The sequence below is a fragment of the Longimicrobium terrae genome (genome assembly GCF_014202995.1).
Classification (GTDB): domain Bacteria; phylum Gemmatimonadota; class Gemmatimonadetes; order Longimicrobiales; family Longimicrobiaceae; genus Longimicrobium; species Longimicrobium terrae.
This window is the reverse complement of record NZ_JACHIA010000029.1, coordinates 22946-42656: the sequence shown is the minus strand read 5'-3', so window position 1 is coordinate 42656 and position 19711 is coordinate 22946. Positions and strand designations below refer to the sequence as shown.

17 protein-coding genes are annotated in these 19711 nt (G+C 69.4%); 7 read left to right on the top strand and 10 right to left on the bottom strand.

The genetic code is table 11. The features are described 5' to 3' along the window. Nucleotides 1-118: 118 nt before the first annotated feature. The 3 genes from HNQ61_RS26595 to HNQ61_RS26585 form a co-directional block, all read right to left on the bottom strand. On the bottom strand, nucleotides 119-631 hold the full coding sequence (locus HNQ61_RS26595) for a methylated-DNA--[protein]-cysteine S-methyltransferase (protein WP_170035190.1): 513 nt from the start codon (nucleotides 629-631) through the stop codon (nucleotides 119-121). After that, complete coding sequence (locus HNQ61_RS26590; RefSeq protein ID WP_170035189.1) at nucleotides 628-2064, bottom strand: DNA-3-methyladenine glycosylase 2; 1437 nt, start codon at nucleotides 2062-2064, stop codon at nucleotides 628-630. Before HNQ61_RS26590 ends, HNQ61_RS26595 begins: the two co-directional genes overlap by 4 nt. Before the next feature lie 400 nt (nucleotides 2065-2464). Next, nucleotides 2465-4213 (bottom strand): N-acyl-D-amino-acid deacylase family protein, encoded by a 1749-nt coding sequence (locus tag HNQ61_RS26585; RefSeq protein ID WP_170035188.1) that lies wholly within the window; start codon nucleotides 4211-4213, stop codon nucleotides 2465-2467. Between the two features lie 419 nt (nucleotides 4214-4632). On the opposite strand from HNQ61_RS26585, the gene HNQ61_RS26580 reads away from it, so the two are divergent. The 3 genes from HNQ61_RS26580 to HNQ61_RS26570 are packed head-to-tail and all read left to right on the top strand — an operon-like array spanning nucleotide 4633 to nucleotide 5541. Beyond that, nucleotides 4633-4929 carry a Txe/YoeB family addiction module toxin gene (locus tag HNQ61_RS26580; RefSeq protein ID WP_170035187.1) on the top strand — a complete coding sequence of 99 codons (297 nt, stop codon included), beginning with the start codon at nucleotides 4633-4635 and terminating at the stop codon, nucleotides 4927-4929. A 20-nt stretch (nucleotides 4930-4949) separates the two neighbouring features. Continuing rightward, nucleotides 4950-5186, top strand: a complete 237-nt coding sequence (locus tag HNQ61_RS26575; RefSeq protein WP_170035186.1) for a hypothetical protein — start codon at nucleotides 4950-4952, stop codon at nucleotides 5184-5186. Nucleotides 5187-5223: 37 nt separating this feature from the next. Beyond that, nucleotides 5224-5541, top strand: a complete 318-nt coding sequence (locus HNQ61_RS26570) for a Txe/YoeB family addiction module toxin (protein ID WP_338088134.1) — start codon at nucleotides 5224-5226, stop codon at nucleotides 5539-5541. A gap of 9 nt (nucleotides 5542-5550) precedes the next feature. Here HNQ61_RS26570 and HNQ61_RS26565 read toward each other — a convergent pair whose 3' ends face one another. The 4 genes from HNQ61_RS26565 to HNQ61_RS26550 all read right to left on the bottom strand — a co-directional run bounded on the left by HNQ61_RS26565 (nucleotide 5551) and on the right by HNQ61_RS26550 (nucleotide 10567). After that, the gene (locus tag HNQ61_RS26565; RefSeq protein WP_170035185.1) at nucleotides 5551-6480 is read right to left on the bottom strand and encodes a BadF/BadG/BcrA/BcrD ATPase family protein; all 930 of its coding nucleotides are present in this window, start codon (nucleotides 6478-6480) and stop codon (nucleotides 5551-5553) included. Further along, nucleotides 6477-8480, bottom strand: coding sequence for a glucosamine-6-phosphate deaminase (gene nagB / locus HNQ61_RS26560; RefSeq protein ID WP_170035184.1), 2004 nt, complete (start codon nucleotides 8478-8480; stop codon nucleotides 6477-6479). The genes HNQ61_RS26565 and nagB overlap by 4 nt, the downstream gene beginning before the upstream one ends. A gap of 132 nt (nucleotides 8481-8612) precedes the next feature. After that, entirely contained in the window at nucleotides 8613-9071 is a 459-nt protein-coding gene (locus tag HNQ61_RS29940) for an endonuclease domain-containing protein (protein WP_170035183.1), read from the bottom strand. 218 nt (nucleotides 9072-9289) lie between these two features. Continuing rightward, nucleotides 9290-10567 (bottom strand): serine hydrolase domain-containing protein, encoded by a 1278-nt coding sequence (locus HNQ61_RS26550; RefSeq protein WP_170035182.1) that lies wholly within the window; start codon nucleotides 10565-10567, stop codon nucleotides 9290-9292. A 290-nt stretch (nucleotides 10568-10857) separates the two neighbouring features. On the opposite strand from HNQ61_RS26550, the gene HNQ61_RS26545 reads away from it, so the two are divergent. Then, the gene (locus HNQ61_RS26545) at nucleotides 10858-11871 is read left to right on the top strand and encodes a DUF4349 domain-containing protein (protein ID WP_170035181.1); all 1014 of its coding nucleotides are present in this window, start codon (nucleotides 10858-10860) and stop codon (nucleotides 11869-11871) included. Between the two features lie 12 nt (nucleotides 11872-11883). Here the strand turns inward: HNQ61_RS26545 and HNQ61_RS26540 are convergent, their stop codons facing one another. After that, complete coding sequence (locus tag HNQ61_RS26540; RefSeq protein WP_170035180.1) at nucleotides 11884-12150, bottom strand: hypothetical protein; 267 nt, start codon at nucleotides 12148-12150, stop codon at nucleotides 11884-11886. A 98-nt stretch (nucleotides 12151-12248) separates the two neighbouring features. Here HNQ61_RS26540 and HNQ61_RS26535 point away from each other — a divergent pair, with 98 nt between their 5' ends. Next, nucleotides 12249-13250 (top strand): LLM class flavin-dependent oxidoreductase, encoded by a 1002-nt coding sequence (locus tag HNQ61_RS26535; protein WP_170035179.1) that lies wholly within the window; start codon nucleotides 12249-12251, stop codon nucleotides 13248-13250. Between the two features lie 314 nt (nucleotides 13251-13564). On the opposite strand, the gene HNQ61_RS26530 is transcribed toward HNQ61_RS26535, so the two are convergent. Next, nucleotides 13565-15502, bottom strand: coding sequence for an Ig-like domain-containing protein (locus HNQ61_RS26530; RefSeq protein WP_170035178.1), 1938 nt, complete (start codon nucleotides 15500-15502; stop codon nucleotides 13565-13567). A 145-nt stretch (nucleotides 15503-15647) separates the two neighbouring features. Continuing rightward, a complete protein-coding gene (locus tag HNQ61_RS26525) occupies nucleotides 15648-17621 on the bottom strand; it encodes an Ig-like domain-containing protein (RefSeq protein WP_170035177.1) in 1974 nt (657 codons plus the stop codon). 294 nt (nucleotides 17622-17915) lie between these two features. Between HNQ61_RS26525 and argF the strand changes: the two genes are divergently transcribed. After that, nucleotides 17916-18827 carry an ornithine carbamoyltransferase gene (gene argF / locus HNQ61_RS26520; protein ID WP_170035176.1) on the top strand — a complete coding sequence of 304 codons (912 nt, stop codon included), beginning with the start codon at nucleotides 17916-17918 and terminating at the stop codon, nucleotides 18825-18827. A 283-nt stretch (nucleotides 18828-19110) separates the two neighbouring features. Further along, a complete protein-coding gene (locus tag HNQ61_RS26515; protein ID WP_170035175.1) occupies nucleotides 19111-19629 on the top strand; it encodes a DinB family protein in 519 nt (172 codons plus the stop codon). Nucleotides 19630-19711: the final 82 nt, after the last annotated feature.

Sequence of the window (19711 nt, the reverse complement as noted above, 5' to 3'; positions counted from 1 at the left end):
GCCGCTCTCTTGTATCGATCGACGAACGCACGCAATCCGCCAGAACCGGCACTTTCAGACCCTCCGTATCTCGCACTCACGCACTCACGCACCCCGCACTAACGCACTTCCTTGAGCGTCAGCGTGCGGCTGCCCTCGCGATCCGCGGACGGGCGCCCTCGACCAAGGCTACGCCCTCGCGGCGAAGGAGCGCGACTTTCATTTCCAGCCCGCCGGCGTACCCGGTCAGGCTCCCGTCCGCGCCGATCACGCGGTGGCAGGGAACGATGATCGGCAGCGGATTGGTCGCGTTCGCGCGGCCCACGGCGCGGGCGCTGCCGGGCACGCCGAGCTGCGCGGCCAGTTCGCCGTACCCCACCGTCGCGCCGAACGGAATCCGCCGCAGCGCGTCCCACACCCGCCGCTGAAACGGCGATCCCGCGGGCGCCACCTCCACATCGAACGCCGTGCGCTCCCCGGCGAAGTACTCGCGCAACTGCCCGATCGCGGCGGCGCAGCGCTCGTCGTTCCACACGGCGTCGGCGGGCGCGGGCTGGTGCGCAAAGAGCAGATGCGTGAGCGCGCCGGCCTCGTCCACGACGGCGGTCAGCGGGCCGGACTCGGTGTTGAAACGGCTTGCGTAGACGGTCATTGCGGGTCTCCCAGGCTTGCCCAGAGGTGATACGTCGCCAAGCTCCGATATGGCGCGAAAGGTCGCATCAGCGCTTCCTGCTCGGCCGCGGCGGGCCGGTGGTCCAGCTCCAGGTAGCGGGTCAACGCGGCGGAAACACCGGAGTCACCGATGGGCACGCAGTCCGCGAAGCCGAAACCGCGCATCATCAGGTAGCGCACGGACCACGGGCCCAGGCCGCGCACCTCCAGCAGCCGCCGCTCCAGCGTGGTCGCCGGTTCCTTGTCCGCCACATCCAGCCGCAGTTCCCCGGCGGCAATCCGGCGGGCGGTGTCGATCACGTATTCCGCCTTGCGGCGCGAAAAGCGTCTTGCGGTCAGGTCGCCGTACTCCAGCCCGGCTACCGCTTCCGGCGTGGGGTGCGCATGTAATCCGTCACCCACGGGCACGCCGCACAGGTCGGCCACCACCGTCCGCAGCGCGTACGCGAACGTGAGGTTCACCTGCTGCCCCACGATCGTCCACAGCAGGCACTCCCACGCGTCGGCCGTGCGCGGAATCCGCAGCCCGCGCCGTCCCTCAATCAACCGCGCCGTCGCCGGATCGGCCTCCATCCTCCGCTCGAACGCGGACGGATCGCCCGCCAGGTTCAGCAGCCGCGCGGCGACCGCGTGCGCCATCCGCATCCGTGGCGGATCCGGTGCGGTGCCCTCCACCCGGCACGCCACCGCATCGCCATCGAACGTCACATGAAGCCGCGCGGGAGCGCCGGCCAGCATGATCCCCTTTACCAGTTCCCGCCCATGGACGCGCTCCAGCAGGCTGGCGGGATCGCGGCCGTGCGCGCGCAGCATGGCGTCCGCGCGGTACCCGGGCGGCAGTGCGAGCGTGAACGCGTTCGTGGCGCCAAGCGCGCGGAACTCGCCCGGCGTGAGCCCCGTTTCGCGGCGAAAGTTCGCGTGGAACGTAGACAGGCTCTCGAATCCCGCCCCGAACGCCGCGTCGGACACCGAGGCTCCGTCCGCGAGTGCGGCGCGGGCGGAATCCACGCGCTCGCGGGCCAGGAACGCGGCGGGAGTCAGGTGCAGGTGCTCGCGGAAGAGCGCGTTCAGCCTCGTCGCGCCCACTCCGGAAGCCGCCACGAGCGACGCGGCGTCCGCGAACCGCGCGGGATCGCGCCGCACGTCGGCGGACAACGTTTCCACCAGGTGCAGCCCGGGATCGTAACGTTCGTAGAAGTGGTCCGGCTTGCAGCGCCGGCAGGGCCGCAGCCCGGCGGAGCGCGCCTCCGACTGCGTCTCGAAGAAGCGGACATTCTGCGGCAGCGGCTTGCGCGCGGGGCATGACGGCAGGCAGTAGATGCCGGTCGTCAGCACGCCGGTAATGAACTGCCCGTCGCTTTCCCGGTCGCGGTTGTAGAACCGCGTCATCATGTGCTCGTGTGTCAGCGTCATGGCATCATCATACAGCGCCGCGCGCCTTCTGTCCTCCGGTTTTCACCGCTGGAATCTTTGCGGCGGACACGTGTCGGTCGATGACGGCTGTTGGATGGATACGCATCGCGTACCCGACGGCATTTCGGAGCCCGAACGACGTCGGAAGCGGATGAATCCGCCGCTCCATGAAGCGGTAAGCCCCGACACATGGCCGCTGTCGCGTCCATGATCGAGGCTTCAACTACGCCGCAGAAAAGAAACAATGCCGAGGGTACAGTCCGCAAAGGCGGACTTCGTGTTCTTCGAGGTGCGGTTTCAACCGCCGGACAAATGCCCGCCGCGACCTTCATGTTCTCCGACGCGCCACCAGCCGCGTCCAACCCCTCCGCATCCGTTGGTGGACCGACTGAAGCGTCCCCTACCGCGTCCGCGCGGTGCCTCCGCGCCGCAGAGGTCGCCCGCCACGCAACCCGGTGGGAGACCCGTCGCGCAGCACGGGGACGCCGTTGACGATTACGTGGCGGATTCCGACACTCAGCTGCACCGGTTCCTCGAACGTCGCGCGATCGCAGACATTCGCCGGGTCAAAGATGGTCAGGTCCGCGAACATCCCCGTCCTGATCATCCCCCGTCCCTCCAGCTTCACGCGCGCGGCGGGAAGTGAGGTGAATCGGCGGATGGCTTCCGGCATCGTGATCACGCCGCGCTCGCGGACGTAGTGGCAGAGCACGCGCGGAAACGAGCCGTACGCCCGCGGATGCGGCCGCCCCACCAGCCTGGGATCCGCCGAGCGCGATCCCGCGTCGATTCCAACCATTACCCACGGCTGGCGCATCACGTACTCAATGTCATCCTCCGACATGGAGAAGTAGATCGCCGCCGTTCCCGCGCGGTCCGCCAGCAGCAGGTCCATCACCGCATCCGCCACCGGCTGCCCCCGCCGACGGGCGAACTCGCTCAGCCGCAACCCCTGGTAGCGCTCCAGGCTGTCCACCGTGACATCCGCGATCTGCACCCCGCCGGGCCCGCCTGCGGACGCGCCGATGCTCGCGTCGCCGCCCGCGATCAGCTCCGCGCGAATGCGGGCGCGCGTGGAGGGATTCCGCAGCCGCGCGAGCAGCGAATCCGTCCCGCCCTCGTGCGTCCACGCGGGGAGCACGGCGTCCAGCCCGGTGCCGCTGGCCGCGTACGGATACTGGTCGGCCGTCACGTCCACCCCGCGCGCACGCGCCGCCTCAATCGCCTGCACCGCGCCACGCACGCGCCCCCAGTTGCTGCGGCCGGACGCCTTCAAATGGTGAACCTGCACCCACGTACCGCCGCGCTCGCCGATGGCGATGGCCTCCTCTACCGCGCGCACCAGACCGGCTCCCTCTGACCGGATGTGGGAGGCGTACCCACCGCCGTAGCGCCCCGACACGCGGGCGAGTTCCGCGATTTCCTCGGCGCTGGCGAACGACGCGGGCGCGTACGCCAGGCCGGAGCTCAGCCCCATGGCGCCCTGCCGCATCGCGAGGTCCACGTGCGCGCGCATGGTGTCCAGTTCCGCGGGTGTGGCCGCCCGGTTCGCGTCACCCATGGCGTACCGCCGCGCGGAGCCCACCGTCACGAACGTCCCCAGGTTGATGGCCGGGCGGGCGGCTTCCAGCGCGGCGAAGTAGCCATTCAGATCATGCCACCGCACGAGCGGAGCGTACTCGCCAAGTTCGCGGATGGTATTGCCGTTCGCGGGAACGACGCTGGTGACCTCGCCGGTGATTTCGCTGGTGATTCCCTGCGTGATCTTGCTGATGGCGCGGCCGTCCTGCAGCAGGGGGTACTCGCTGTGGCCGAGCATGTCGATCCACCCGGGCGACACCACCAGCCCCGTCGCGACAATCGTATCCCGCGCCTGCATTCCGCCGGACTGTCCCACCGCCACGATGCGATCGCCACGGATTACGACATCGCCCGTATATCCCGCGCTTCCTGTCCCGTCCATGATCGTCCCGCCGCGGATCAGCAGGTCCGCGAGGGAGTCGCCCACGTTAGTTGACGGCGCGGGCGCGGCCACCACGGAGTCGACAGCCGGGCTTGGCGCGGGCGGCTCATCCACCCGCGGCCCGCCACAGGCGGAAAACGCGAAGCCCGTGGACAGGAGAGCGAGCATCCATACGTGGATCTTCATGCTGTTTCTGGAGATGCGGATGTTGTTCCGGCCCGTGATTGGTACGTCCCGTGGCGGCAGGGGATAGGCAAGATGGACACACTTGACAGCGACGAGATCCTGCGGCATCGTTCATCTCCGCGACATCCAAAGCGTTCAGCCCGCGCTGGCTCACACAGCGAGCCCAGTGCGTGAAAGGAGCAGACGATTGCAGATGACAGCCACGATCCAGGCCCCGCCTCGCCGCCCGATCAATCGCCGCGATTTCCGCCGCGGTTTGCGGCGTTACACCATGCACAACGAGGCGATGGCGTTCTACGACACCCACCCGGAAGCGTGGGCCGAACTGATGAAAATCTGTGACGAGAACGAGCGGATCTACGGCCCTCCGCCGCCGGTCCCGCCACACACGCGGCTAACCCTTCGCGGTGAAATCTTTCATGGCCAGAAGCGCCACCCAGGACTCGGCGTGGGACCCTGTCCGCGATGCACTGCTCAAACCGGTGTTCCGTGCGGATCTGGATTTCTGGATCGGAAACGAGCCCCGGATTGCCACGCGCATCATGCGCCTGATTGAGGACGTGCTTCGGAGTCCACGGAGCGGGCTGGGGAAACCCGAGCCGCTGCGCCACGGCGAGCGCAACGTGTGGTCGCGCAGAATCACCGGGGAGCATCGGTTCATCTACCAGATTTCCGACCAGGGGCCGCTCTTCGTCCGTGCCCGCTACCACTACTGACCAGAAGCCAAGGCCGACCGATGCCAGCTACGATCCAGGCACTGCCTCGTCGCCCGCTCGTCCGTCGTGACTTCCGCCGCGGCCTGCGCCGCTTCACGATGCGCAACGAAGCGATGGCCTACTACAACGCGCACCCGGGAGAATGGGCGGAACTGATCGCCATCCTGGAGCGAGCAGAGCAACAGATTGGGCCGGTCGACCCGCTCCCCCGCTACACCAGAGCGACGCTCCGCGGCGAAGTATTCCGCGAGAGATGAGCGTCGGAGTCACGCAACCATTCACCGACAACGGGCCGTGGAAAAGAAGCCGGGGCGGACCAGATCAGGCGAAGACGCGGCAGAATCACCGGTAATTGACCGTGCACTGATCGAGAAACGGTTCCGCATGGATCTGCTGTTCTGGATCAGCACCGAACCCCGGACCGCCCTGCGAATTCTCAAGCTGGTCGAGGAAGTGATCCGTACGCCATTCCACGGACAAGGGAAGCCCGAAGCCCTCAGGCACGATCAACGAGGAGTGTGGGCCCGGCGCATCACCGAAGAGCACCGGCTCACATACTATTTCGTCAGCAGACAAATCTGCTTCGCGGCTGCCCGTTACCACTACCGCTGAGGCGCCCGGTCAGGCGGGCGCTTCAGCGGATACGAGCGCGGCGGCGTAGCGCAGCGCGCCGAAGACGGCGTCCATCCGCGGCGGCTCCACAGCGAACGTGCGCGCGCCGATGGCGAGCTCGCGGGTGAGAAGCGCCTGATACAGCGGCGACCGCAGCACGCCGCCGTGAAAGACGACCGGCACCTCGCCCGGCCACGGCGCCAGCCGGTCGGCGAGCGCGGTCACGTGGCGCGACAGTTCTACCGCGGCGGACTGCACCACCCCGCGTGCCACGCCGTCCCCCTGCTCCGCCGCGTCCAGGACCACGCGGGCCAGCGCGGCGATTTCGCTCTTGGCGACGCGCCCGGCCCAGGGCGGCACCTCGCGCGGATTGTCCACGCCCAGCGCGCGCAGGATGCCGTCCAGCAGCACCGTCGGCGGCTCGCGGCCGTCCACCGAGCGCAGGGCCGCCTTCAGCCCGTCGCGGCCGAGGGCGAACCCGCTTCCCTCGTCGCCCACGATCATTCCCCAGCCGCCGCAGCGCTCCATCCGCCCATCCGCCGCGCGGCCGTACGCCACCGACCCCGTGCCGGCGATCAGCAGGATCCCCGGTCCGCCGGCGAACGCGCCTTCCAGCGCGATCTCGCCATCCGTCACCACGCGAACCCGCCGCGCGACTCCGGACGCCTGAAGCGCGTCGTGTACGGCCAGGCGCTCGGCCTCGTTGCCCACGCCCGCCAGCCCGGCGCAGATGGCGGCGGGAAGCTCGCGCACCCCCGCCTGCTCCAGCGCCGTACGCGCCAGATCCGCGATGATGCGTGCGCTCCGCTCCGGATCGCGCGGATCCACCAGCCCCGCCTCGCCGGCCGCGCGGGCCAGTTCGCGTCCGTCCGCATCGGCCACCACCAGGGTGGAGCGGGTGCCCCCGCCGTCCACCCCCACCAGAATGGGTCCGTTCATCCGCGGACCGTCTGCCCACCGATTTCACCCACCTCGTCCGAGCCGCCCTCCGGTTCCGGCCGGCTCCCCATCCCCACCCCGCTGGGACGGTCCGTGGAGCGCCGCATGGACGGCGGGGCGCCCAGCGCGCTCGTCGACACCGTCTCCACCTCCACGGGCTGCCCGCCGCGGCGCACCACGTACGCCTCCATGGCGAAGTACTCGGGCAGGCCCAGCGCGTCCACGATGCGCGCCGTCCCCGTGTTGCGCTCCTCCACCCGCTCCCAGAACTCGCGGTCGTCCTGGCCCGGGAAGGGCGCCTTGTCCTTCTGGCTCTGGTGCTTGTAGATGGCCAGAATCTTCAGCCGCAGTTCATCCTCCGAAAGCGGAACCAGCACGTCGGCCTCGCTCACCGGCCACTCCTGCCAGGCGCCGCGGTAGTACCACAGCTCCGGCACGGGGCCGGAGTACTGCTCCAGCGCGGCCTCCACGGCTTCCAGACACATGCGGTGCGTGCCGTGCGGGTCCGAAAGGTCGCCGGCCACGAACACCAGCTCCGGCCGGTGCTCTTCCAGCAGCTTCAGCGTGATCTCCACGTCGCGCGGGCCGATGGCGTCCTTGCGCACCTTTCCCGTCTGGTAGAACGGAAGGTTCAGAAAGCACGCCTGCTCCACGTTCATCCCGAACGTCTCGATCCCCGACACCGCCTCCGCCTCGCGGATGCGCTGCTTGATGCGCTGCACCTCGGGAATGTCCACCTGCCCGGGGTGCTTGTTGTTCAGAAAGTCCTCGATCTGCCCCGTGAGCGTCTCGATGCGCCCGTCGCCCAGGTCGAAGTCGCGGCCAAAGCGGCGCAGGAAGTCGAGATAGCGCCGCACCTCGTGGTCGAATACGGCGATGTTGCCCGACGTCTGGTAGGCGACCACGATGTCGTTGTGGTTCTGGTGCAGCTTGTTCAGGATGCCGCCCATGCTGATGACGTCGTCGTCCGGGTGCGGGCTGAAGACGACGATGCGCTTGCTTTCCGGCAGCTTGCTCTTGCCGCGGATCTTGGAGATCAGCGCGTTGAACACTTCGCCGTTCAGCGGCCCGGCACTGCCGTATCGCGCCAGAAGCGAGCTCAGGTGGTGCTCGCGGTAGTCGTAGTTGTCCAGCTTGAGAATGGACTTGCCCGTCGCCTGGCTCAGCCAGATCACCGCGCGGATTTCCAGCTCGCGGCTCCAGCGCACCTCGCCCACCACCCAGGGCGTCTTGACCCGCGTGAGCTCCGCCGCGGCGGCGGGGTCCAGGTAGAAGGTGGCGTCGGGGTGGCTCTGCAGGTACGTGGCGGCCACGTCCGGGTCCGGCTCGCCCTCCACCGCGCGCCGGATGACACGCGCCTTGTGCTCGCCGGTGGCGATGAGGGCGATTTCGCGGGCGTCCAGAATGCTGGCGACACCCATGGTGATGGCTTCGGTGGGGACGTTGTCCTCGCCGAAGAAGTCGGCCGCGGCGTCGCGGCGGGTCACCGTGTCCAGCGGCAGCAGGCGCGTGCGCGACTCCACCCCCGAGCCCGGCTCGTTGAAGCCGATGTGTCCCGTCTTGCCGATGCCCAGCAGCTGAAAGTCGATGCCGCCCGCGTCGCGGATGGCCTGCTCGTACCCTTCGCAGTGCGCCTCCACCTGGTCGCGCGGCAGGTCGCCGCGGGGCAGGTGCACGTTCTCGCGGGGGATGTTGATGTGCTCGAACAGATTTTCCCACATGTACCGGTGGTAGCTGTGGATGCTGTCCGGCGCCATGGGATAGTATTCGTCCAGGTTGAAGGTCACGACGTTGCTGAAGTCGAGCCCTTCTTCGCGGTGCATGCGAATGAGCTGGCGGTAGATGCCGATGGGGGTGCTGCCCGTGGCCAGGCCGAGGACCGCGGCGCGGCCCTCGGAGTTCGCCGTACGGATGATCTGGGCGATGCGGGCGGCCAGGGTGCTGGCGATCTGGTCGTGCTCCAGGATCTGGACGGGGACGCGCTCGCGGGACTGCGCCATGCGGCCTCAGGAATCTTCGGGTGAATCGTTGCAGATGCTGCGTTGAAGCCGCCGCGGGCTGCACGGTCCGTGCCCCGTGGGCGTGCTCGTCCGCCGTCCCCGCGCGAGTGCGCGGGACGGAAGCTGGTCAGGTCAGATTAGCTGTGGACGGTTGGGCGCCGCGGAGAGGCCCCCTCCCCCCCGGCCCCCCTCCACCCGCTCCGCGGGAGAGGGGGGGGAACTTCGGATGCGAGCCTCCGCCTCGCTCTGAATCCGGGACAGGACAACGTCGAGGTCCTGCAGCACAGCCTCATTGGGGAACCGGATCACGCGAATCCCGAGTCTCCCAAGTGCGTCCGTTCGCGCGAGATCGCGTTCGACCTGATCAGCGTGGATCGGTCCGTCAAGTTCGACCGCGAGAGTTGCCTGCGCACAGTAGAAATCCAGGATGAACCGTCCAACCGGATGCTGCCGGCGAAAGTGCAGCCCCTCGATTCCATTCCTCCGAACGGCGGCCCAGAGCTTCTGCTCTGCTTCCGTCATCGGCTGCCGCAGTTCCTTCGCGGCCCTGCGAACCCGTTGGGAACCCCGCCACCGATCCGGCTGACGCATGAGAGAGCACAGTTGGAGGAACCGCACGCCACCGTCCCCTGCGCCAAACGGCTCCCCCTCTCCCGCGGAGCGGGTGGAGGGGGTTGGGGGGAGGGGGCCCCAGTCGCCGCGCCGGCACTTCCCAAGGTGCACCTGCCTAACCGCCAGCGCTTCTAGAACCCGAAAAACAGTAATGCGGCCCGCACCATCTGTCCAGATTCAAATCCCGACACAGGTGGTCACTGCGCCCCCTCCGCCGCCTTGCGGCGCGCCTCCCAGTCCACCAGCGGCGCGTCGGTGATGGCGGCCTGCACGGCGTCGGCAATGGCGCGGCGCAGTGCGGTGTGCTTCTGGTTTTCCGCGGTGGGGTTCACGCGCGTGGTGAGCACGACGACGAACAGCGACCGCTCCGGATCGATCCACACCGACGTCCCCGTGTACCCGGTGTGCCCAAAGCTGCGCGGCGAGAAAAAACGCCCGGCGCTGCTCTCCCCCGAAGGCGTGTCCCACCCCAGCGACCGGCTGGCACCCGCACCCTGCGGCGCCGTCCACCGGGCCAGCGTCTGCGGCCGCAGCACGCGCACGCTGCCGTACTCTCCGCCGTTCAGCAGCATCTGCGCGAACACCGCCATGTCGCGCGCGCTGGAAAACAGTCCCGCGTGCCCCGCCACCCCGCCCAGCGCCCACGCGTTGGGATCGTGCACCTCGCCCCAGATCAGCCCGCCGCGGTCCGCCGCCACCTCCGTCGCGGCGATCCGGTTTCGGCCAAAGGACGGCATGGGCAGAAAGCCCGTTTCGCGCATCCCCAGCGGCGCAAAGACGCGGTCGCGGACCAGGGCGTCCAGCGTCTGCCCGGTAATGCGCTCCATCACCAGCTGCATCAGCACCAGATCCCAGTCGCTGTACACGGTCTGCGTTCCCGGCACGGAGCGCAGCGGGCGAAGGTTGATCTGCTCCAGGTACTGCTCGCGCCCGCGGAACCGCGCGGCCAGCGGCGCACCAGCCTCCAGCCCGCCGCGGTGCGTCAGCAGCATGCGCACGGTAATGCCCGCCTTGGCGGAATCCGAGAACTCCGGCAGGTAGCTGGCGACGGTGCGGTCCAGGTCTAGCCGGCCCTCTTCTTCCAGCATCATCGCGATCGTGGTGGTCGCGACGACCTTGGTGACGGAGGCCATGTCGAACAGCGTGCTGTCCGTCACCGCCGCGGAACCGGGCGCCCAGTCCACCGCGCCGTAGCCGCGCAGGTGCACCAGCCGCCCGTGCCGCCCCACGGCGATGGCGATGGCCGGCGCGGCGCGGTCCGCCACCCCCGCGCGGGCGATGGAGTCCAGCGTGGCGCCCAGCTTCGGCGAAAAGCCCGCCGCTTCCGGCCGCGCGGCCAGCAGCACGCTCGTCGCCGCGGGGCGTGGATTGGCGGCGGGCGCTGGCGAGACGACGGGGGATGGCGTGCACGCCGCCGCGGCGCAGACGACCATCGCCGTGGCGGAAAATCGAAGGAGCGGCCTCGTTGTGATCATCGACAGTGGATCGATCGTAGTTGGAGAGATCGCGGGCGGATGGCACACGTCCGGCCGCGTGTCAGAGAAACAGTCCAAGCGCCGTTCAATGAACGACTTCCGCACGAAGACCGCCGTTCAGTGAACGACGGAACGCATGCGCCGCGCCGCGGATCCGGATGAGTCGAATGACATCAAACACTCCTCCTGCAACGACTTGCGCGTGCGGAAACACCGGCGGCCCGCGCGGAATGGCAACTGCCTTCTGGGAGGACACCGATGGGATCGCATCACCCGAACCCCGCCCGCTCATGAGAATCTGTCTTCACCCCGCCATCCTGACCCTCACGTTCGCCCTGGCCGCGTGCAGCGGCGGCGGTGACGCCGGCGAGTCCTCCGCCGCCACGGCTGACATCGCGTGGGTTGATCCCTCGCCGGCGGCCACGCGGTCCGGCGGGGGCTACGCGCCCTCTCTCGAGCGGACAACCGCCTCGGCGGCGGCGAACACGACGCCGCTTCCGGCGGACACCACGGCCGGCGCCGCGACTGAAACGCTCGCCGCGCAACCGGCCGCCGTCACGCTCAATCCCATGCTGGTGCGCACAGGTGTCGCCACGCTGCAGGTGGATTCGCTGGAGACCGGCATCGCGCGCATCCGGCAGCTGGCGTCGCGGGTGGGCGGCATCATCGGCAACACCACCATCACCGCGGGTTCGGACGAGACGCGCCAGGCCACGGTGGAACTGCGCGTTCCGGGCGACCGCTTCGACGAGGCCGTCACCGGGCTGAACCCCATCGGCAAGGTGGAGTCCGCGAACGTCACGGCGCAGGACGTGGGCGAAGAGTACACCGACCTCACCGCCCGCGCCGCCAACGCACGCCGGTTGGAAGCCAGACTGCTGGAACTGCTGGACACGCGCAATGGCAAGCTCGACGAAGTGCTCAACATGGAGCGCGAAGTGGCCCGCGTGCGCGAGGAGATCGAGCGGATGGACGGCCGCCTGCGCTACCTGCGCACCCGCGCCTCCGTCAGCACGCTCACCATCACCCTGCACGAGGACCAGCCGGTGATGAGCACGCCGGGCGAGCGCCCCATCTGGGACGCGTTCGTGAGCTCGTGGCACAACTTCGTGGGGCTGATCGCGGGCGTGGTGGCCATGCTGGGATGGCTGATCCCGCTCCTCTTTGTCCTGTACGGCGCGTGGCGGGTTTGGAAGTGGGTGCGCATCCGCGAAATGACGCGTGACGCCGAGTACCGCGAAGCCATCCGCCGCGAACGCGCCCGGACCGCCGCCCCGGACGAAGAGCCCGCCATCCGCTCCTGACCCGCGAATCGCTCATCGATCCGGGTAATCCGGGTCGATGACAATCCGGGTCGATGGTGATCGGGTCGCTGGTGATTGAGGTCGATGGCGATCCGAATCGATCGAGGTTTGGTCGATGAAGATCCCGGTCGATGACGATCCCGGATAGTGAGCCGGTCGACAGAGATCGGCGCTGATGATCCGGGGATGAAGATCGGGATCGGGATCGGGATCATCGACCCAATGACGAACTGGATCGACTGATAATGAACGTGCCCGGCCGCCGATGCGGCCGGGCACGTTCGTTATCCGCCGCGGTCGCACGTGGATCGCGTGGACGATAGCTTCCACCCGGGCCGCGTGGCGTGCGCGGCGGGGACGATGGACGGAGAACGCGGATGAAGCTCAAGCTGGGCGTGGTGGACCAGTCGCCGGTGGCAAACGGCGGGACGGCGGCGGACGCCATCGCCCAGACGCTCCAATTGGCACACATCTGCGAGGATTTGGGGTACTCGCGCTACTGGCTGGCGGAGCACCACAGCACCAACTCGTTCGCCGGCTCGTCGCCCGCCGTGCTCATCGCGCGCGTGGCCTCGGTCACGGAGCGCATTCGCGTGGGCTCCGGCGGCGTGATGCTCTCGCACTACTCGCCGCTGCAGGTGGCGGAAAACTTCCGCATGCTGGAGGCGATGTTCCCCGGCCGCATCGATCTGGGCGTGGGCCGCGCGCCGGGCGGCGACGGGCGCACGACGCTGGCGCTGCAGTACGGACGTGGCGGCATCGGGGTGGATCAGTATCCCGCGCAGGTGGAGCACCTGACCGGCTGGCTGACGGATGGATTCGAGGAGCCGCATCCGTGGCGCCGCGTGCGCGCCATGCCGCGCGCGGCGACGGTTCCGGAGCTGTGGATGCTGGGCTCGGGCGGAAGCACGGCGGAGTACGCGGCCCGCCTGTCCGCCGGCTACTCGTTCGCGCAGTTCATCAGCGGGGAGGACGGCGCGCCGCTCATGCGCCGCTACCACGATCGTTATCAGCCCGATGCGCGCAGTCCGCAACCGCGGGGCAACGTGGCGCTCGGCGTGATCTGCGCGGAGACGCAGGCGGAGGCGCAGCGGCTGGCCGGCAGCATGGAGGCGTGGGGGCGCGGCATCATGCGCGGGCAGGACCGCGGCATCCCATCACCCGAGCAGGCGCTGGAAACGCTGGAGCCCGGGTGGACGCCGCCGCCCCTGGGCACCGACGGCGCGCGGATGATCGCCGGCGACCCCGCCCAGGTGCGCGATGAACTGCTGCGCGTGGCCGCCCGCTACGGTGTGGACGAGATGATGGCCGTCACCGTGACCCACTCCTTTGACGCCCGCGTCCGCTCCTACGAACTCCTCGCCGAAGCGCTGCTCTGACGCTCGTCATCGACAGACCCCGAGCTTCAGACCTCGCGCGGAGGGCAACCCATCGTCTGGCGCCGGCCCCGGTCCTGAGCGAATGAATCCGCCGCTCAAACAGCGGGAACCCCCGACACGTCGCCCACAGGCGCCGTTCGGGGCTTCAACTGCTTGGAGACGGCGGGACATGAGCCGCCATCCGCAGCCGCACTCGAGTCTCCCTTTCTCCCGCGGAGCAGAGAGACGATGAAGCAGAGCGGATCAACGGACCAGAAACGAGGGCCCCGCCGCGTGGTGCGGCGGGGCCCTCGTGGTTCGTCCCGCGGAAGCGGTCAGCGGGTGCGGACGATGGTCATGTACGACTGCGACGGCGCGTTGGCGGCGCCGCTGCGCAGGTTTACCGAACCCGCCACGTTCGGCGCCACGGAGAAGCGGAAGAACGCGCCGCTCCCGCTGTTCAGGAACACGTTCGTGGTCCCGGCCAGCGGCCGCACCGGCACCGGGTAGCTGCTGAAAAAGGTGCGGAAGTTCCAGCTCGGCTGCTGAAAGCGCGCATCCGTCGCAACCACGTCGTCCGTGTACACGGACGTCGTCCAGTCGCGCACCCACTCGCGCGGGTCCACCCCCAGCGCCTGCTTCAGGTTGGCGAAGCCGGTCACCCGGCTGTCCACCAGCGTGCGCCACAGGTTCTCATGCGCGTCGCTGCGGTCGGCGGCGTAGCGCAGGAACGCCCATCCCGCGCCGCGCGTGGCCAGGTCGTCGGACTCGCCGGCCACGTTGTCGTACGGCGACTGGTGCTCCGGATCGGCCAGGTACTCGGCGTAGCGGCGGATGTTCTGGTCCATGTACGACAGGTACGGCCCGGACCCGCCCGCCGGCGATGCCTGCGCCGACGTCACGTTCTGCCGCGCCGCCCGGCGCGACACGCGGTAGAACATCAGCTCCTCGGTGATGTGGCTGAGCCCCTCGTTCAGCCAGGTGTCCTCGTTCCAGTCCACCGTGCGGGTCAGGTACAGCCGGCGCGACGCATTCACCAGGTGCTGAAACTCGTGCGCCAGCGTGCCCACCGAGGTGTTCAGCACCAGGTTGCGCGAAAACACGTTGCCGTTCACGGCGCCCGTGGGGTCCGGCACCAGCATGTAGAACATTTCGGCAAAGTTGCTTCCCGCGCACGCCTGCAGCCCGGCGCGGTCGCGCGTGGGGAACAGGTCGCGCGAGTAGAAGAAGCCTCCCACGTACGAGCCCGATCCGCGCGGCGTAAGCCGGTTCACCTCGCGGGTGTAGTAGATGACGACCTTGCCGTTGCCGTCCACGTCTTCCGGCTCGCCGAAGTAGCCCGTCACCGTGGGATACACCAGCGTGTCGAACTGCGCCGCGAACGACTGGTAATCCGCCGTCGTCAGTCCGTTGGCCGGATTGGCCACGTCCGCCAGCACGATGGCGCGGCTGCTGATGGCCACCACGCGCCCCGTGGACGGGGTGGGACTCACGCACGGCTCGTCGATCTGCGTGTTCACCTGCACCTCGTCGCCGATGGACGGGGAGCGCAGGTTCAGCGTCAGCCGCGGCGCGCGGGCGTCCGTGGAGGCCGCCTCGCCGGGGCGCACGGCCATGGCCGTGTTGTAGTGCGGCGCCAGCACGCGGGCCGCGCGCTCGCGCAGGCGGATGTGGAAGTCGTCGTTCTCCCGCGGGCCCGCCAGCGCGGCCAGCGCCGCCACCGACGGCGCCGGCGACGAGAGGCCCGTCACCGACTGCCCGCTCACGTTCAGTCCCAGCGAGGTGTCGTCCAGCCCGCCGCCGTGGTAGGGCACGGCCAGGAACTCCGCGCCCGCCGCGCCGCCGCTCACGCATCCCGTGGACGCCGTCACCCCGCCCAGCACCACCGCCTCGCCCACGGCCAGCGTGCGCGCCGACGCCGGCGTGCACGGCCCGGGGGGGAGCGCCACGCGCACCGTCACCGAACCGCTCTTGCCGTCCAGCTCGGCGGTGATCTCCGCCGTGCCGGGCGCCACGCCGGTCACCTTGCCCCCGGCATCCACCGAGGCCACGGCGGGCGCGCTGGAGCGGAAGGCGGTGCCGTCCAGGCTGGCGGGCGTGGCGCCGGACTCGCGGCGCAGCACCACTTCCAGCGGAAGCGTTTCGCCCACGGCCAGCGTGCGGTCGCCCGGCATGAGCTGCACGAACGCCACGTTGTCGCTCGCGCCCGTGCCGTCGCTCTGGCACCCGGCCACCAGGGCCGCGGCGAGGGGTAGAAGAATCAGCCGCTTCATCAACCAGTCTGGCGGGGGGAACGGAAAGCTGCCGCGCGGCGCGCGGGGCCATGAAAGAACAGAACGCGGAAACGTCGTGCGCCGGGACACCCGGCGCGCGCGGCGGCCCGCATGCGGACCGCCGCGCAATCGTGCAGGCGGATGACTAGCGGGTGCGGACGACCGTCACCGAATGCAGTTCGCCCGGGGCCGCGCCCGCGGAGCGGACGAGCACCGAGCCGCGCTGGCCCGCCGCAACACCGCTGCGGAAGTACATGGCGCCGCCGGCCACCAGCGAGATTTCGCGCGTGGCGCCCGCCGCCAGCGTCTCCACCCGCAGCGGGTAGCCGCCGGTGAGCGCGCCGAAGACGGCCCGGTCGTTCCAGCTGGTGCGCGTCAGCGAGGCCGACAGGCCGCTCACCGCGTCGTCGGTGTACGCGCCCACGGCCCAGTCGCGGATCCACCCCATCGGCTCCACACCCAGCTGCGCCAGCAGGTTCTCGAATCCGGTGCGGTCGTTGTTCACCAGGTTGTACCACAGCGAGGCGTCATCCCCGTTGCGGCGGTCCGCGGCGTAGCGCAGAAACGACCAGATGGCGCCGCGGGTGGCCAGGTCCGCCGGGTCGCCGCCCGCCTCGTCGTGCGTGGAGTTGGCGCCCGGATCGCGCAGCCATTCGTTCAGCCGGCCGTAGTTGTCCTGGCCGAACAGGTCAAAGGCGGCCGCGATGCGCGCGTCGCTCGTCACCCGCGCGCCCAGGTTGGTGCGCGGGCCGATGCCGGCGCGATGGTAGAACAGCAGCTCCTCGGCGACGTGGCTGAGCCCCTCGTTCAGCCAGGGCGCCTCATCCCACTCCGAACCGCCCACGCCGGGCACCAGGTACAGGCGGCGCGACGCGTTGATCAGGTGCTGGAACTCGTGCCCCAGCACGCCGACGGTGGAGTTGCGCACGAAGGTGGTGGTGCGCCGGTTTCCGTTGACCACGCCGCTGGGGTCCGGCACCAGCATGTAGAACATTTCCGCGTAGTTGCTGCCCGCGCACGCCCCGTCAAAGTCGGGGTTGGCGGTGCGCGGAAACAGGTCGCGGGCGTAGAAGAAGCCGCCCACGATGTACCCGGCGTTGCGCGGCGTAAGCTCGTTTACCGCGCGGGTAAAGAAGATGATGGAGCGGCCGTTGGCGTCCACGTCGGCGGGAACGCCGAAGTTGGCGGTTTCCACCGGGTACACCAGCGTGTCGAAGCTGAGCGCGAAGTGCTGGTAGTCCTCGTCGGTGAAGCCGTTGACGGGGTTGGCCGTATCCGCCACCACCAGCGCGCGCTGGCCCACGGCCACCACGCGACCCGTGCGGTAGTCGGCGTTGCTGCAGAATTCCTGCCCCACGTTCAGGTTCAGCAGCGTTCCCACCGCGGGCGTCTGCTGCTGAAGCGAGCGGCGGGCGCCGCGTCCCGCGTTGAACCGGGCGCGCGCACCGGGAACCAGCGTGGTCAGGTGCGGCGCCGCGCGCTGGTTGAGTCGCTGGTGAAAGCCGCCGTCCCCCCGGGCCGCCGCGCCGAAGCCGGCGACCGACTGGGACAGGGAGATGGACGGGCTGGGCGGCCCGGCGACGGGGATCAGGTTGCCGGACGCCTGCAGGCTCAGCGTGGTGGAGCCGCCCTCGCTCTGCGAGCCGAAGAAGGGCATCAGCACGTACTCGGCGCCGCCGGCCGGGCCGTCCAGGCACACCGTGGCGGCCTCGGAGCCGGTGAACGTCACCGCTCCGCCCACCGGAAGGGCCCGCGTGTTCTGCACCGTGCAGTCGGCCACGGGAACGGCGGAAATCACCGTCACCACCGCCGTATCCGCCACGTCCTCCACCTGCGCCACCACCCGCGCGGTGCCGGGGGTGTGCGCCTGCACCAGCCCGGTGCCGTCCACGCTGGCCACGCCGGGCGTGAGCGACGCCCACCGCACCTGCGCGTCGCCCACCGCGCCGCCGTCCTCGTCCTGGATGGTTGCGACCAGGCGCACGGTGTCGCCCACGGGCAGCGTGCGCTCCGGGGGAGTAAGCACCAGCGAAGCGATGCCCGGCGCGGAGGTCGACGAGCTTTCGCAGGCGGCCGCGGCCAGCAGCAGCGCGAGGCCTGCGGTGGAAAAGCGCTTCATGGGCAGACGGAGAGCGGGGATGAATCCGGGTTCGCGCGGGCGCCGCGGGGACGCGCACGGAGGGGAGCAGACGCGCGCGCGGACCCCGGAATGTACGGGCAAACCGCGTCCGCGCCAAGCGGAAACCGGCGGCGCCACCACACAACACGTTGCGGCACAATCACTTGTACTCACATCCGGAGATGCGGTTCCCGGGGTGTGGTGAGGCGTGGCGGGGGGTGCTATCTTGCCGCCGCGCGCGCCGGGACCGGCGCACCCCTTCCGTAATCACCTGAACCCGTTGCCGGGGCCCTGATGAGCCAGCGCACCGTTCGCCACTTTCTGCAGATTCCGGATTTCAGCCGCCAGGAGCTGCTGGACACCCTTGACCTGGCCGCCCGCATGAAGCGCGGCGAGTACACCGAAAAGCCGCTGGCCGGCAAGACGCTGGCAATGATCTTTGCCAAGAGCAGCACGCGCACCCGGGTTTCGTTCGAGGTGGGAACGGTGCAGCTGGGCGGGCACGCGCTCTTTCTGTCCTCGCGCGACATCCAGCTGGGGCGCGGCGAGCCAATCCGCGACATGGCGCGCGTGCTGTCGCGCTACGTGGACGGCATCATGATCCGCACCTTCGACCAGCAGGACTTGGTGGACCTGGCCACGTACGGCTCGGTGCCCATCATCAACGGGCTCACCGACCTGCTGCACCCCTGCCAGATCATGGCGGATCTGCTGACCATCCAGGAAAACTTCGGCGCGGACCTGTCGGGGGTGAAGGTGGCGTGGGTGGGCGACGGCAACAACATGGCCAACTCGTGGCTGAACGCGGCGTACCGGCTGGGCTTTGAGCTGCGCCTCGCGTATCCCGCCGGGTACGAGCCGGACGCGGCCATCCTGGAGCGGGCGCGCGGCGCGGCCAACATCATCACCACCCGCGATCCGGCCGAGGCGGTGGCGGGCGCGGACGTGGTGAACACCGACGTGTGGGCCAGCATGGGCCAGGAAGACGAATCGGCCAAGCGCGCGGCGGACTTCCAGGGCTACTGCATCACCGAGGAGATGATGGAAACCGCCACGGACCGCGCCGTCTTCCTGCACTGCCTGCCCGCGCACCGCGGCGAGGAAGTGACCGAGGGCGTGCTGGAAGGTCCCCGTTCGCGCGTGTGGGACGAGGCCGAGAACCGCCTGCACGTGCAGAAGGCCATCATGGCTACGCTGATGGGCTGATACCAGGAACTGCCGTTTCACACGGAGGGCACGGAGGGTACATGGAGGTCACGGAGGAACAGAGAACGACAAGCATCACGCAGAGCAGCAGAGACGCAGAGAAAAGATCAGGGAATCAGGGTGGATCATTTTCATCCGTTGTTCTCTGCTACTCTGCTGCTCTGCGTGAGACATGCTGTTGATCTTCCTCCGTGACCTCCGTGCTTCCTCCGTGGCCTCCGTGTGAAACGGCAGTTGTCACAGACGGCCTCCGCACCCTTACCCGCCACAACACGCCGAGATCATGATCCCCAGACCCGACGCCTCCGAGTTTCTGCCCTACTACGGCAAGTACGTCGACCGCGTCCCCGGCGACGATGCGCTGCAGCCGCTTCAGGACCAACTGGATGAGGTGATGAGCCTTGTCCGCGCGCTACCCGAAGAACGCGGCGGCCACCGCTACGCGCCGGGCAAGTGGAGCATCCGCGAGGTGCTGGGCCACATCATGGACGCGGAGCGCATCTTTGTGTACCGCGCCCTGCGCATCGCCCGCGGCGACGCCACCCCGCTGGCCTCGTTCGATGAAAACGCCTACGTCCCCGCCGGCCGGTTCGACGCGCGCACGCTGGCGGACCTGATGGAGGAATACGTAGCCGTGCGACGCGCCACCGTCCTCCTTTTCCGGTCGATGGACGACGACGCGCTCCGGTCCCTGGGCGTGGCGAGCGACGCGGCGGTCTCCGCCCGCGCCCTGGCGTGGATCACCGCCGGGCACGAGCGCCACCACCTGGCGCTGCTGCGCGAACGCTACTTGGCGGCCTGACCGCGCACCCATCGAACGCCCGGTTCCGCTTGTGCCCGCGGAACCGGGCCGGTATTCTCCGCCCCGTCCCCGGTGATCCGCC